Annotated in this window: 15 protein-coding genes; 8 read left to right on the forward strand and 7 right to left on the reverse strand. The window is 39.1% G+C overall.

All coding sequences use genetic code 11. From position 1 onward, the window contains the following. The 3 genes from M1F97_RS03490 to M1F97_RS03500 all read left to right on the forward strand — a co-directional run bounded on the left by M1F97_RS03490 (position 1) and on the right by M1F97_RS03500 (position 1,645). Positions 1-216 (forward strand): DUF4649 family protein, encoded by a 216-nt coding sequence (locus M1F97_RS03490; protein WP_247944207.1) that lies wholly within the window; start codon positions 1-3, stop codon positions 214-216. 82 nt (positions 217-298) lie between these two features. After that, positions 299-940: a redox-sensing transcriptional repressor Rex gene (locus tag M1F97_RS03495; protein ID WP_000653409.1), complete on the forward strand. Its 642-nt coding sequence runs from the start codon at positions 299-301 to the stop codon at positions 938-940. 15 nt (positions 941-955) lie between these two features. Then, the gene (locus M1F97_RS03500; protein ID WP_247944208.1) at positions 956-1,645 is read left to right on the forward strand and encodes a gamma-glutamyl-gamma-aminobutyrate hydrolase family protein; all 690 of its coding nucleotides are present in this window, start codon (positions 956-958) and stop codon (positions 1,643-1,645) included. Here the strand turns inward: M1F97_RS03500 and radC are convergent. The 5 genes from radC to M1F97_RS03525 all read right to left on the reverse strand — a co-directional run bounded on the left by radC (position 1,642) and on the right by M1F97_RS03525 (position 9,318). Next, entirely contained in the window at positions 1,642-2,322 is a 681-nt protein-coding gene (gene radC, locus M1F97_RS03505) for a RadC family protein (RefSeq protein ID WP_247944209.1), read from the reverse strand. The two genes, M1F97_RS03500 and radC, sit on opposite strands and share 4 nt — an antisense overlap. A 42-nt stretch (positions 2,323-2,364) precedes the next feature. Beyond that, positions 2,365-4,656, reverse strand: coding sequence for a DNA helicase PcrA (gene pcrA, locus M1F97_RS03510; RefSeq protein ID WP_247944210.1), 2,292 nt, complete (start codon positions 4,654-4,656; stop codon positions 2,365-2,367). A gap of 182 nt (positions 4,657-4,838) precedes the next feature. Next, on the reverse strand, positions 4,839-6,509 hold the full coding sequence (locus M1F97_RS03515) for a formate--tetrahydrofolate ligase (protein WP_247944211.1): 1,671 nt from the start codon (positions 6,507-6,509) through the stop codon (positions 4,839-4,841). 174 nt (positions 6,510-6,683) lie between these two features. Beyond that, positions 6,684-8,159, reverse strand: a complete 1,476-nt coding sequence (locus tag M1F97_RS03520; RefSeq protein WP_000070716.1) for a hypothetical protein — start codon at positions 8,157-8,159, stop codon at positions 6,684-6,686. Then, positions 8,152-9,318, reverse strand: a complete 1,167-nt coding sequence (locus tag M1F97_RS03525; RefSeq protein WP_247944212.1) for a hypothetical protein — start codon at positions 9,316-9,318, stop codon at positions 8,152-8,154. Before M1F97_RS03525 ends, M1F97_RS03520 begins: the two co-directional genes overlap by 8 nt. Positions 9,319-9,444: 126 nt before the next feature. On the opposite strand from M1F97_RS03525, the gene coaB reads away from it, so the two are divergent. The 5 genes from coaB to M1F97_RS03550 all read left to right on the forward strand — a co-directional run bounded on the left by coaB (position 9,445) and on the right by M1F97_RS03550 (position 12,543). Next, the gene (gene coaB / locus M1F97_RS03530) at positions 9,445-10,134 is read left to right on the forward strand and encodes a phosphopantothenate--cysteine ligase (protein WP_000699522.1); all 690 of its coding nucleotides are present in this window, start codon (positions 9,445-9,447) and stop codon (positions 10,132-10,134) included. Between the two features lie 11 nt (positions 10,135-10,145). Beyond that, entirely contained in the window at positions 10,146-10,697 is a 552-nt protein-coding gene (coaC, locus tag M1F97_RS03535; RefSeq protein ID WP_001274061.1) for a phosphopantothenoylcysteine decarboxylase, read from the forward strand. After that, positions 10,681-11,244: an ECF transporter S component gene (locus M1F97_RS03540; RefSeq protein WP_247944213.1), complete on the forward strand. Its 564-nt coding sequence runs from the start codon at positions 10,681-10,683 to the stop codon at positions 11,242-11,244. The genes coaC and M1F97_RS03540 overlap by 17 nt, the downstream gene beginning before the upstream one ends. 244 nt (positions 11,245-11,488) lie before the next feature. After that, entirely contained in the window at positions 11,489-12,016 is a 528-nt protein-coding gene (locus tag M1F97_RS03545; protein ID WP_247944214.1) for a hypothetical protein, read from the forward strand. An 11-nt stretch (positions 12,017-12,027) separates the two neighbouring features. Then, complete coding sequence (locus M1F97_RS03550; RefSeq protein WP_247944215.1) at positions 12,028-12,543, forward strand: transcription repressor NadR; 516 nt, start codon at positions 12,028-12,030, stop codon at positions 12,541-12,543. On the opposite strand, the gene M1F97_RS03555 is transcribed toward M1F97_RS03550, so the two are convergent. Both M1F97_RS03555 and M1F97_RS03560 read right to left on the reverse strand, forming a co-directional pair. After that, positions 12,540-13,007 (reverse strand): 8-oxo-dGTP diphosphatase, encoded by a 468-nt coding sequence (locus M1F97_RS03555; protein WP_247944216.1) that lies wholly within the window; start codon positions 13,005-13,007, stop codon positions 12,540-12,542. The genes M1F97_RS03550 and M1F97_RS03555 overlap by 4 nt on opposite strands. A 23-nt stretch (positions 13,008-13,030) precedes the next feature. After that, complete coding sequence (locus tag M1F97_RS03560; protein WP_247944217.1) at positions 13,031-13,573, reverse strand: hypothetical protein; 543 nt, start codon at positions 13,571-13,573, stop codon at positions 13,031-13,033. Between the last annotated feature and the right edge of the window lie 93 nt (positions 13,574-13,666).

Here is a 13,666-nt window from a genome sequence, read left to right on the forward strand (position 1 = left end):
ATGTTTCATTTGACTTATAAAGATAGCTATCAAGTAGAACGTACACTTGAATTTGCCGATTACGAAGAGCTTATGCTATCACTATCAGGCTGTGTTACCCTGCCCGACACTCTCCTAATCAGCTCCTTAACACTAAATGATAAAGTGATTTATCAAGGATTGGTTGGCGATCTTTACCGTTTTCTATCACAAGCTCATTTTTCAGATAAAAACTAAGAAATTTCTTAGTTTTTTCTTGTTTTTGTTGATTTTTTCACAAGGTTTCTATAAAATAGAAGAATAGAAAGGTTGTGATTTTGTGAAAGATAAACAGTCTGCTATTCCAAAAGCAACAGCAAAAAGACTCTCTCTTTACTATCGAATTTTCAAGAGATTTCATGCAGAAAAAATCGAACGTGCCAACTCCAAGCAAATTGCAGAGGCTATCGGTATCGATTCTGCGACTGTTCGTCGTGATTTTTCCTATTTTGGTGAACTTGGTCGTCGTGGATTTGGTTATGATGTCAAAAAATTGATGAATTTTTTTGCTGATCTCCTTAATGATAACTCAATTACAAATGTTATGCTGGTTGGGATTGGAAATATGGGCCATGCTCTTCTCCACTACCGCTTCCATGAGCGTAATAAGATGAAAATTATCATGGCCTTTGACCTAGATGACCATCCAGAAGTTGGAAGCCAAACACCTGATGGAATTCCAATCTATGGCATCTCTCAGATTAAAGAAAAGATCAAAGAAGCAGATGTTAAAACTGCTATCCTAACTGTTCCAAGTGTTAAATCACAAGAAGTTGCCAATCTTTTGGTCGATGCGGGTATAAAAGGTATTCTTAGTTTTTCACCCGTACACCTTCATCTTCCAAAAGATGTGGTCGTTCAGTATGTTGATTTGACAAGCGAACTCCAAACACTCCTCTATTTCATGCGTAAAGAGGATTAGAAAGCGAAAACATTTATGAAAAAACCAGTTATTGGGATTACAGGAAATGAAAAAGCTCATCCAGATGATGATGTCATGATGAGCTATGCAGCAAAAGGCTTTATTGAAGGAGTCAAGGACGCTGGCGGAATTCCCATCATCCTACCGATTGGTGATCAAGAAATGGCAAGCCATTACGTTGCTATGATTGACAAAATCATCCTTACGGGTGGGCAAAATGTTGATCCAAAATACTATGGCCAGCCTAAAACAATTGACAGTGATGACTACCATCTTCAAAGGGATATTTTTGAACTAGCACTTATCAAAGAAGCGATTAAGCAAAAGAAACCAATTTTCTCTGTTTGTCGGGGTACCCAGCTCTTCAACGTCGCTATGGGAGGCACACTTCACCAAGATATTGAGGATCATTGGCAGGACTGTTCAGCCGAATACACAACCCAACGCCTCGTGACTGAGCCTGATACAATTCTCCGAGAGATCTATGGAGAAATCTCTCATATCAACTCCTTCCACCACCAGAGTATTAAAGATCTAGCTCCTAATCTTAAGGTTGTGGCTTATGATCCCAAGGATAAGATTATCGAGGCAGTCACAACTACAGATGATTTTCCTTATCTTGGTGTCCAATGGCATCCTGAATTTCTATTTGAAAATCGTCCCAAGGATAAAACACTATTTGACTATGTTGTAAACGAACTTTAAATCAGATCCGTCTTTTCACGGTAACTAAAGTAATCAGAATGAGAGACAATCAGGTGGTCCAAGAAAACTATTCCCATCAGTTCGCAAGCTTCCTTGACTAGCTTAGTGACATGGTCGTCATTTCGACTAGGAGATACAGCACCAGATGGATGATTGTGAACGAGAATCACCGAGGTTGCCATATGCTTCAATGCATAGTGAAGGATTTCCCTCGGTTCAGCAATACTGCGTGTCGCAGAGCCAATAAAAATGGTCTGCTGATGAATGATTTGATTTTGAGTATTGAGATAGAGCGCCACTAGGTGCTCTTGTTTTTTATCACCAAGTTCCTGTTGCATTTTCTTGGCTAGCTTTTGACTACTGAGAATACTTTCCATCTCAAGAGTTTCATGTTTGTGAATACGATGCCCTAGTTCTATCATAGCTTGTAATTCAATGGCTTTAACACGTCCAATACCTGACAGACTCTGCAATTCCTGCATAGTCATTTTTTTCAAATCAGTTAGACTGTTAAGACTATTCAGGACTTTCTGAGCAATTTCAAAAACATTAGCTTGACGCGTTCCCGTTCTGAGCAGAATCGCTAACAATTCTTGATTGCTCAGAGCCCCTACTCCTTCTTTAACCAATCTTTCTCTCGGTAAGAGTGAATCTTCTTGGAATGAAATACTGTACATAAAAATCCTCCTCACTTTATTATTCGTGAGAAGGATGAAAAATTAGATTTTTTTCTCAATTGGGGCTACACTGGCTAGAAGTTTTTTCAGACCCACTTCTGGGAAATTGATTTTTAGTTCCTGAGTAGCGCCACTACCCGAGACTTCGAGGACTGTTCCTTCACCCCACTTCTTGTGGAGAGCAATGTCCCCAATAGACCAATTTGTATCGCTTGAATCTTTTTTATTTCCGGCTGCAAACTGTCCAAATGGGAGACCGCTTGACTGGATAGAGCTTGGCGCAGCATTGCGTTTCCGTTCTTGAAGCGCCTGAGCCAAACTCATTCCTTGACCGAAGGCAATTCCACCACTACTATAAGATGCCTTGAAGCTAGTATTAGCTGGTCGAGCCAAGCCTTGATACTCAAGCAAATCAGAACTGATTTCATTGATGAAACGTGTTGGACGGTTATAGTTAGTACGACCAAAAAGCAAGCGAGAATTGGCATTGGTCAGATAGAGGATTTTTTCAGCGCGCGTGATACCTACATAGGCCAAACGGCGTTCTTCTTCCAGCTCATCATGATCCTCAGCTGCTCGACTAAGAGGAAAGACATTTTCCTCCATCCCGATGATAAAGACAACCGGAAACTCCAGTCCTTTAGCCGCATGGAGTGTCATTAAAGTTACTTCAGATGTCTCCTGACTGCCAGAATCTGTATCGGCAATCAAGGCTAGGTCATTCAAGAAACGACTGAGTTTGTCCAAACCAGTTTCTTCTTCTTGACCATCAGGATTGTCATCAAAGTTCTTGGTAACAGAAAGGAATTCCTCGATATTTTCAACCCGAGCCTTGCTTTCCAAGGTCGCTTGGGCATTAAGAATATCGATATAGCCTGTTTTTTCTAGAACTGCCTCAACCAACTCTGTAATGGTTAATTGGTCCAGTTGCTCCCGCAAATCAAGAATCATATTGGCAAAATCCCAGATAGATTGGGCAGCCTTTCCTTTGATGTCAGACAACATAATATTTGCTGAAGCGTCTAGCATGGACATGTCTTGCATATTAGCAAAGTCGCGAATTTTCTCAACAGTACCTGGCCCAATTCCACGTTTTGGCTCGTTGATAATGCGCTCAAAACTGATATTGTCACTCAGATTAGCAATGAGGTTGAGGTAGGCGATAATGTCACGGATTTCCTTACGGCTGTAGAACTTGGTCCCTCCAACCATGGTATAAGGAATATTGGACTTGAGCAGGGCTTCCTCAATAGTACGGGATTGCGCATTAGTCCGATAAAGAACTGCAAAATCCTTGTGAAGGAAGTTTTGGCTGCGACCAAGTTCATCGATGGTTTTTGCTACAAAAACAGCCTCGTCTTGTTCATCATTGGCACGATAGTAAATAATCTGCTCTCCATCGGCATTCTGGGTCCAGAGATTCTTAGGACGACGGTTTTTATTGTTTTTGATGACATCGTTGGCTGCTTGCAGAATGGTTTTAGTTGAACGATAATTTTCCTCTAGCAAAACCACCTTGGCTTGGGGGTAGTCTTTCTCGAAATCCAAGATATTTTGCATATCAGCACCACGCCAACCGTAGATGGACTGATCTGCATCACCGACCACGCAGATGTTTTTAAAGCGTGAAGCTAAGAGTTTGACCAGTTGGTACTGGGCATGGTTGGTATCTTGGTACTCATCAACGTGGATATACTGAAATTTCTGCTGGTAGTAAGTCAAGACATCAGGATTCTGATCAAAGAGACGCAGGGTCAACATAATCAAATCATCAAAGTCAACGGACTCAGACTGACGAAGCTCCTTTTGATAAGCTGTGTAACACTGGGCCACGATTTGCGTGTACATATCGCCAGCTTGAGCAGCGTAAGCCACATCATCAATCAAGTCATTCTTAGCATTGGAAATGGTTCCCAAAATGGTTCGTTCATTCCATTTTTTCGGATCCAAGTTTAATTGCTTGAGAATGCGTTTCATGAGAGTTCGTTGCTCTCCTGGATCTACAATGGTGAAGTTCCGATTGTAGCCAATATGATCCGCATCACGACGTAGGATACGAACACACATGGAGTGAAAGGTCGCAATCAGACAGTCCTGAGTAGCTGGATTAAGGCTATAGGCACGCTCCTTCATCTCACGCGCAGCCTTATTGGTAAAGGTAATGGCCAAGATATTCCAAGGATTAACCATTTTTTCATCAATCAAGTAGGCGATTCTGTGAGTTAAAACACGAGTCTTTCCAGAACCAGCCCCCGCCATGATCAATAATGGACCTTCTGTCGTTTTTACCGCCTCAGCCTGACGGTCATTCATTCCATTCAATAATGCGTTCATTTTCTCTTCCTTACTCTTGAAGTCAATGTTTCTATTATATCAGAAAACAGGGAAAATATCTTTTCCTAGACTAGTTACGTTTAGAAAGCGACTCTCTCATCAGCTGAAGACAACGCCTCATATCTAGACAAGAAAATGAGCTTGGATAGCTTTTCCAAACTCATTTGAATTCAATTAAACTATTAGAACAATCCTAGAACGGTTCCGTCACTTTCAACATCCATATTGAGAGCTGCTGGTCGTTTTGGAAGTCCTGGCATGGTCATAACATCACCTGTTAGGGCAACGATAAAACCTGCACCCAATTTTGGTACCAACTCACGAATGGTAATTTCAAAGTTTTCTGGGGCTCCAAGTGCATTCGGATTATCAGAGAAACTGTACTGAGTTTTAGCCATACAGATTGGCAATTTGTCCCATCCATTCTGAACAATCTGAGCGATTTGCGTTTGAGCTTTCTTCTCAAAGTTTACTTTGCTACCACGGTAGATTTCAGTAACAATCTTTTCAATCTTTTCTTGGACAGAAAGGTCATTGTCATAAAGACGTGTGTAGTTGGCTGGATTTTCTGAGATTGTCTTGACAATCGTTTCGGCAAGCGCTACGCCACCTTCTGCACCATCAGCCCAGACACTTGCTAGTTCAACTGGCACATCGATTGAGGCACAAAGTTCCTTCAAAGCTACGATTTCAGCTTCTGTATCAGTTACAAATTCATTGATAGCTACGACTGCTGGAATACCAAACTTACGGATATTTTCAACGTGACGTTTCAAGTTAGCAAATCCTGCACGAACCGCTTCAACGTTTTCTTCTGTCAAAGCATCTTTAGCGACGCCACCGTTCATCTTGAGGGCACGAAGGGTTGCAACGATGACTACCGCATCTGGAGAAGTTGGCAAGTTTGGTGTCTTAATATCAAGGAATTTCTCAGCGCCAAGGTCTGCACCAAAACCAGCTTCAGTAACTGTATAGTCAGCCAAGCGAAGGGCTGTGCTTGTTGCCAAAACAGAGTTACATCCATGAGCAATATTGGCAAAAGGGCCACCGTGTACAAAGGCGGGCGTTCCGTAAATTGTTTGAACCAAGTTCGGCTTAATAGCATCCTTCAAAATCAATGCTAAAGCACCCTCAACCTGCAAATCACCAACAGAAACAGGTGTACGGTCATAGCGATAACCGATAACGATATTAGCTAAACGACGTTTCAAGTCCTCGATGTCCGTTGCTAAGCACAGAATCGCCATGATTTCTGAAGCTACGGTAATATCGAAACCATCCTCACGTGGAATACCGTTTAGAGGACCACCAAGTCCAACAGTTACATGACGAAGTGCACGGTCATTCAAGTCCACGACACGTTTCCAAAGGATACGACGTTGGTCAATTCCCAACTCATTCCCTTGGTGTAAGTGGTTATCAATCAAGGCAGAAAGGGCATTATTAGCAGTTGTAATGGCATGCATATCCCCGGTAAAGTGAAGGTTGATATCTTCCATTGGCAACACTTGGGCATAACCACCACCGGCTGCACCACCCTTAATCCCCATTACTGGGCCAAGAGACGGTTCGCGAATAGCAATCATGGTTTTCTTACCAATCTTGTTCAAGGCGTCTGCCAGACCGATGGTAATGGTTGACTTCCCTTCACCAGCAGGTGTTGGGTTGATGGCAGTAACCAAGATCAATTTACCAACTGGATTGCTCTCAACTGCACGAATTTTATCAAAGCTGAGCTTAGCTTTGTACTTTCCGTACAGCTCCAAATCGTCGTAAGAAATGCCAAGCTTATCCACAACATCAACGATCGGCTTCAACTCAATACTCTGTGCGATTTCAATATCTGTTTTCATTCAAAACTCCTCTAACCTCTAATGTGATAATTCATTATAACACAAAAAAAAGACTTTTAACACCTTTAAACTCTCAAAACGTTCGTAAATATCCTGAATTTCAAGATTTTTAGAGCCCTTTGAAAAATTTTATATGGCTTTATAGTTTTAGACTATAAAGAATCTGAAAATGATCTAGGAAAGAAAATAACTATCAATTTCAGTCAAATCATGAAGAATTTTTTTATCTTCGATTTCTAATTTTTCCGCCATCTCAATAGAGTACTCAAATCTAAGTTTAGTATTTATTGACAAATCAAACGAATACTCTTGTATTTCACCCAGTTTTTTATATTTTTCTATGATTTCGTTATAAATTGTAAGATAATGCTTATCTAAAATTTTTATGTAATTATTCAGATTTTCCTTATAGTCTTGAATTATTTTTTGTTCGCTATCATTTAATATTCCCTTCCCTATTTCCCAAATGATTGAACTAGCTATTGAACCTACTATAGAACCTAGAACTGGTATAGGAATCGTTGCTTGACCAATACAAGCACCAATTGTTGCAAAGGAAGCATCTATTACATTTAATGTCAAGAGATTCATAAGTTCATCTTGAGTTATTTCAGAAGATCTAAATCTCAAAACAACATCAATCATTCCATAAGTAGCCATTACTAAAGCACTGGCATTTGGAGCACTAATACCAAAGACGTTTGTTAATCCGTAAATGGAATAACCAGATATTGCCCCCTTTACAACTCCTTCAGCTGTGTCCAATCCACAATCTAACCAATCTGATTCTTCGAATTCAAAAATACTTTTTCCTTCTTTGTATTTTCCATATACACTTGACAACAAAGCTAAACCACCCTGTAAAAACGCTGCGTTTCTTGCAACCTTGCTAGCTTCTTTTAAATTTGGTAATGCATGTTTTTGCGCTACTAATCGTTTTCCATTTAATTCTTGTTGTTTCAGTCTAACTGTTTTACGAATATTCTTCTCTTCAGAACCTAAAAGAGAATGAATTGAATTTTTTTGAGCATCATTATAATTTAAAACAGAAGATTTCATCCAAGATTTGTATGAAGTAAGTCCTTTACTTTTGGTAATATCATTGATTGTTTGCCGTATATCCGTAATTTGTTTAATAGATAATCTTTTACCATTAAATTCAACTTCTTTTGCTCCAGCCATTATTTTTTCAAATACTAGCACGTGATCTTTTGGAAACATCATTTTCATTTTTGCACTGTAAAGAAATGATTGATCCAGTTCATCACGTAAATTATTATAAAACTTCATTTGAATGGTATTTCTACCAATTAATAAATCGGCAGGTCCATTATCATTCAATACTTTTACAATAGGATTTAATCCTTCAATAGCTCTCCTCGCATTTACAATCCCAGCTTCTGCAAATTCAGCGATAAAGCCGTGACCACCGTTCTCTCCTCCACGCTTCTTTAGAATAACATCTTCAATATTATCTCTAGTATGGTTTAAGATTTTTGAGACATTATCCTTGTTTAAGATGACTTTACACGCTTCATCCTCTATGATTTTCATAGCAATTTGTAAGTCTTGAATCCTTAAATTATTTAAACAATTGACATATGCACCAATACCTTGGTTAAAAGCTTGATTAAAAATCTGGTTACTCATTTATTCTAATTTCCTTATTTACCATAGCGGTTAATGATAGAGTTGAATTCACTAAAGCACCTGCCTGATATTTTTCATCTTCAGTAAATAAGCTATAGTCCATCCCAGTTAAAGATAAATTGGCTAAATAAATTCCTTCTGTTTGTTTTTCAGTTAGTTCTATTAATTCCGTAACTTCTATTACTTTTTCTTTAAGTTGTCTAGCCAACAATTCTACCTTTTTCTGTTCCTCCATAGCCTCTTTTGCAACTTCTTCATTTTTCCTATTAGCTACTACACCAGCGCCTATAGAAGCGGTCAACATAGCGCCTGCAATTCCCCAACCGACAGGACCAGCCAATGCTAAAAATGCGTTACCGGCTGCCACTCCACCGCCACCAGCTGCTACACTTCCACCACCTAACCAAGCCAGAGCGGCGCTATTTGCTGCAGCACCTGACAAACTTGAAATTGCAGTACCTGTTGATGCAACACCAAATGTAGTTGCAACACCCATAGCGGCAGTAGGCCCTAAAGTTGCAACTGTTACTCCTAATGCGCTAAGTGAAGCCGTAGCCGCTGTGCTACCACTTGCTAATTCAGCTTCCTTAATTGACTGTGAAATAGCAATTTGCTTATCTTCAAAATTTTGAATTTCAACATCAATTGCTTCTAATTTTGTTTCAAACTCTTTTGGTTTATTTGCTAGTTTGTTAATTCTTTCTTCAACAATTTTTACAACTTTGATAGCTTTATCCCTAACCTGATAAAGCTCTATTGATTTATTAGCCAAGCTATCAGCTTCCTCATTATAACAACTAATAGCTTCATTATATCCATCAACAGCTTCTTGTCTTAGTTTAGAATTAAAAAGGTCTACCGATTCAATTTGTTCTTTTGTATTATTCGCTATTTTCCCAGCTTCGTTAAATGTTTCAGAAGTCACATTTGTTATCTGATGTGCTACATCTCCGGCAACTCCAACAGCTTTCTCTGAGACATCTGAGACAACATTACCAACTTGGCTTGATACTTCACCTATAGTTTTTACAGATTCTGTAATAACTTCTCCAGTAAATTTACTCGCTTCATTTAAGGCTTCGCTAGTAGCAGAACCGACATCATTCAATACTTTTCCAGCTTCTTTTACAATATTGTCCGCAAATTTTAAAAAATCCATAGTAATACCCCTTTTAATTTACTTAGATTCATTATCTTATTTATTACTATAAATGTCAATAATAATATATTTTTCTTTTAAATGCTTTCATTTTACTTAACGTTTATTTTTGTGTACAATAGTCCTATGAAAATTTTAGTTACGTCGGGCGGTACGAGTGAAGCTATTGATAGCGTCCGCTCTATTACGAACCATTCCACTGGTCGCTTGGGGAAAATCATCACAGAAACCTTGCTTGCTGCAGGGCATGAAGTTTGTTTGATAACTACTAACAGAGCTCTTAAGCCAGAACCTCGTCCCCATTTAACCATTCGAGAAATCAAAAATACTAATGATCTTCTTTTAGAGATGAAAGAGCATGTTCAAAATTATCAGGTTCTGATTCATTCTATGGCAGTTTCTGACTACACTCCTGTTTATATGACGGGGCTTGAGGAAGTTCAGGCTAGCCCTAATTTAGAAGAATTTTTAAGCAAGCAGAATCATCAGACTAAGATTTCTTCAACTGATGAGGTTCAGGTCTTATTCCTGAAAAAAACACCCAAAATCATCTCTCTGGTCAAAGAATGGAATCCTGCCATTCATCTGATTGGCTTTAAATTGCTGGTTGATGTCTCTGAAGATTATCTCATTGAGATTGCTCGAAAGAGTCTTGTCAAGAACCAGGCAGACCTAATCATTGCAAATGACCTTACTCAAATCTCAGCGAATCAACATCGAGCAATCTTTGTTGAGAGAGAGCATCTTCAAACTGTTCAAACCAAAGAGGAAATTGCAAGCCTCCTCCTTGAAAACATTCAAGCATACGATTCTTAGAAAGGAAAGCCATGGCCAACATTCTGATCGCAGTGACAGGTTCCATTGCCTCCTATAAATCAGCCGACCTGGTCAGTTCTTTGAAAAAACAAGGCCATCATGTCACTGTCCTAATGACTGAGTCGGCAAGAGAGTTTATCCAACCTTTGACACTACAAGTCCTCTCTCAAAATCCTGTCCACCTTGATGTCATGCAGGAACCCTATACTGATCAAGTCAATCATATTGAAAGAGGCAAAGAAACCGACCTTTTTATCGTCGTCCCCGCTACCGCTAATACCATTGCCAAACTTGCGCATGGTTTTGCGGATAACATGGTTACGAGTACAGCTCTTGCCCTGCCAGACCACGTCAAAAAGTTAGTCGCACCAGCCATGAACACAAAAATGTATAACCATCCGGCAACTCAGGCTAATCTAAAAACATTAGAGACCTATGGTTATCAGATTATCTCACCAAAGGAATCTCTACTAGCCTGTGGCGATTACGGAAAAGGCGCCCTAGCTGACCTGAATACTATTTTAGAAAGAATAAAGGAAACCCTCGATGAAAAAACGCTCTAATATCGCGCCCATTGCAATCTTTTTTGCAACTATGCTCGTTATCCACTTTTTAAGTTCAATCCTGTTTAATCTTTTCCCATTTCCAATCAAACCAACCATCGTGCATATTCCTGTTATTATTGCAAGTATTATTTACGGTCCTCGGGTTGGAGTTACACTTGGTTTTCTTATGGGACTATTGAGCTTAACGGTAAACACGATTACCATCCTTCCAACCAGCTACCTCTTCTCACCATTCGTGCCGAACGGAAACATCTATTCTGCGATTATCGCTATTGTTCCTCGTATTTTGATTGGTCTGACTCCTTACTTGATTTATAAAATATTAAAAAACAGAACGGGTCTCATCTTTGCTGGTGCTCTCGGTTCACTTACAAATACAGTCTTTGTACTTGGGGGAATCTTCTTCCTTTTTGGAAATGTTTTTGATGGAAATATCCAAAAACTCCTGGCAACTGTTATCTCTACAAATTCAATCGCTGAGCTTGTCATCTCTGCAGTTCTAACAGTAGCAATTGTCCCACGTCTCGAAACCTTGAAGAAATAAAAAAACAACTCCACTTTCAGCCTTGAAGGTGGAGTTTTGGTTTTCACCAATAAAGGCTCATCTTCTATTCATAAATGGTTATTTACCAAGGAGTCATTCGTTCAAAATTTTGAAAATATATGAAAATCCTTTGAATCCACCACCTATACTTTTGAAAATTTTCAATAAAATCAAAATAAATTCTTGACATGTCTATCTATTTATTGTACTATACTTGTGTATATACAGTTAAATGGAGGTTCTTATGGATATACGGAAAAAAACGCAGTTTATGACGATGACTGCCCTACTCACTGCAATCGCGATTTTGATTCCAATCATTATGCCTTTTAAAATCGTCATCCCACCCGCTTCTTATACCTTGGGAAGTCATATCGCCATCTTTATCGCCATGTTCCTATCACCTTTGATGGCTGGTTTTGTGATCATCGCTTCTAGTCTTGGCTTCCTGATGGCAGGCTATCCCATGGTTATCGTCCTGCGCGCCTTTTCTCACATCGTTTTTGGTATTTTGGGAGCATTTTACTTAAAAAAATTCCCTGAAACCTTGGATAAACCAAAGGCATCTTGGATTTTTAACTTTGTTTTGGGTGTTGTTCATGCTATTGCTGAAGTACTAGCTTGTATCATCTTCTATGCTACTTCAGGGACAAATGTTGAAAATATGTTTTATGTTCTCTTTGTCCTAGTTGGTTTTGGCACAATTGTCCATAGTATGGTAGACTATACATTAGCACTAGCTGTCTTTAAAGTGCTTCGAAAACGTCGCTAAAAGGAAAAACTATGACAAAGGATCGCAAACAAGCTCTTCTCAAACTGTTAAAAGAGTCACCAAAAGCTCTCAATGGTCAAACCTTGGCTGAACACTTTCATGTCACACGCCAAATCATCGTCCAAGACATTGCCATCTTGCGAGCCGATGGCGCTCCTATCTTGTCAACCAATCGTGGTTATATCTACAAAGAAAATGATGCCAACCCCTACGTCCACAAACTCTTTAAAGTGAAACATGAACTGGAAGAAATTGGTCAGGAACTTTTGGCTATAGTAGATAATGGCGGACGCGTTCAAAATATTTTAATTGATCATCCCGTTTATGGTGAAATTGAAACTCTGCTCAAACTCACCTGTCGCCGAGATGTCCAGCATTTTCTGGAACAAGTCGAGAATTCTGACTTTAGACCACTTTCTGAATTGACAGACGGCATCCATTACCACCTCGTTGAAACTGAAACACAACAAGACCTCCACTATATCGAGGAGGCCTTGGATCAGTTAGGTTATTTAGTAAAAGACTAGAAAATTTCTTTCTCCCAGCCGTCCTCTGTACGGTGGCGATAGAAGAACTCTGACTTGTCAGGTGCTTCCATCATTTCCATCAAGGGTAGCATATCATAGGCCAGATCCAAGTTTGGAATCTGGTCTTTTTGCACCCAAGATACTTCTCCTTCTTCTGAGGATTGGAGATTTCCAGTAAACTCTGTCGCCTTATAGCAAACGACGATGTAGCGCTCACCTGTATCTAGTGGCCAATTTTTAATGCCGACAAGTTGAGGATTTTGGATAGTCAATCCTGTTTCTTCATAGATTTCACGAATGACAGACTCTGCGAAAGACTCTCCATTTTCTACATGGCCTCCAGGAAAGGCATAACCAGACCAGCGATTCTCTTCAGGAGAGCGATATTGCATGACTACTCGCTGATTTTCGAGGTCTTCAATCAGACAAATGTTTGTTAAAATCGTTAATTGGGAACGGGACATAAATTTACTCACTTTCTAAGTTGTTATATAACTTTTTCAGACTTAATATCAGATTTCATGATGAAGGGATTAATCAGCTCATGATAATAGTATACATCATGAAGCAAATATCCTCTTGTTATGACAATTTCTTGTCCTCTAACTTCATAATCAATAGTGATTGGAACAGGAGGATTTGGAATAAAGGCGAAAACGACAATTACAAATAACCAAATATAAAAACTACAAATCGCACTGCGCACTCCTTCAAGGAAGCGATATTTCCTCTTTAAAAAGTAAATAAAAATATGCGAAATAGAGAGGATAATTGGAACAAAAAGCTTTGTATTCCACGCTATGGGAATAAATTTCAGTCCAAATATCCCAAATAGAAGATCAAGAATTGCAAAGGACCTCAAAAAGCGAATATAGAAAGTTAAAATCAGGAGAAAGAGCCAAATATCCCAAATAATCGGCGTAAATGATAAACCAAATGACCATAATATGAAATGAGCGATAACAAATGCTATCAGTAAGGAATATAGGACAGTATAAATAAGCTTGTTAAAAGTACTTGAATTTTTCACTATTTATTTCTCCTTTAAATTCAAACTACTAACTAATGACTAATATCCATCACTTTTAAATTATCTCGTCTATTATTTTAACACAAATTATTA

The sequence above is a fragment of the Streptococcus oralis genome (assembly GCF_023110435.1).
Taxonomy (GTDB): Bacteria; Bacillota; Bacilli; order Lactobacillales; family Streptococcaceae; genus Streptococcus; species Streptococcus oralis_CF.

Coding starts and splice junctions, on each gene's coding strand:
- M1F97_RS03490 (WP_247944207.1), top strand. CDS start 1: ATGTTTCATTTGACTTATAAAGATAGCTATCAAGTAGAACGTACACTT.
- M1F97_RS03500 (WP_247944208.1), top strand. CDS start 956: ATGAAAAAACCAGTTATTGGGATTACAGGAAATGAAAAAGCTCATCCA.
- radC (WP_247944209.1), bottom strand. CDS start 2,322: ATGTACAGTATTTCATTCCAAGAAGATTCACTCTTACCGAGAGAAAGA.
- pcrA (WP_247944210.1), bottom strand. CDS start 4,656: ATGAACGCATTATTGAATGGAATGAATGACCGTCAGGCTGAGGCGGTA.
- M1F97_RS03515 (WP_247944211.1), bottom strand. CDS start 6,509: ATGAAAACAGATATTGAAATCGCACAGAGTATTGAGTTGAAGCCGATC.
- M1F97_RS03520 (WP_000070716.1), bottom strand. CDS start 8,159: ATGAGTAACCAGATTTTTAATCAAGCTTTTAACCAAGGTATTGGTGCA.
- M1F97_RS03525 (WP_247944212.1), bottom strand. CDS start 9,318: ATGGATTTTTTAAAATTTGCGGACAATATTGTAAAAGAAGCTGGAAAA.
- coaB (WP_000699522.1), top strand. CDS start 9,445: ATGAAAATTTTAGTTACGTCGGGCGGTACGAGTGAAGCTATTGATAGC.
- coaC (WP_001274061.1), top strand. CDS start 10,146: ATGGCCAACATTCTGATCGCAGTGACAGGTTCCATTGCCTCCTATAAA.
- M1F97_RS03540 (WP_247944213.1), top strand. CDS start 10,681: ATGAAAAAACGCTCTAATATCGCGCCCATTGCAATCTTTTTTGCAACT.
- M1F97_RS03545 (WP_247944214.1), top strand. CDS start 11,489: ATGGATATACGGAAAAAAACGCAGTTTATGACGATGACTGCCCTACTC.
- M1F97_RS03550 (WP_247944215.1), top strand. CDS start 12,028: ATGACAAAGGATCGCAAACAAGCTCTTCTCAAACTGTTAAAAGAGTCA.
- M1F97_RS03555 (WP_247944216.1), bottom strand. CDS start 13,007: ATGTCCCGTTCCCAATTAACGATTTTAACAAACATTTGTCTGATTGAA.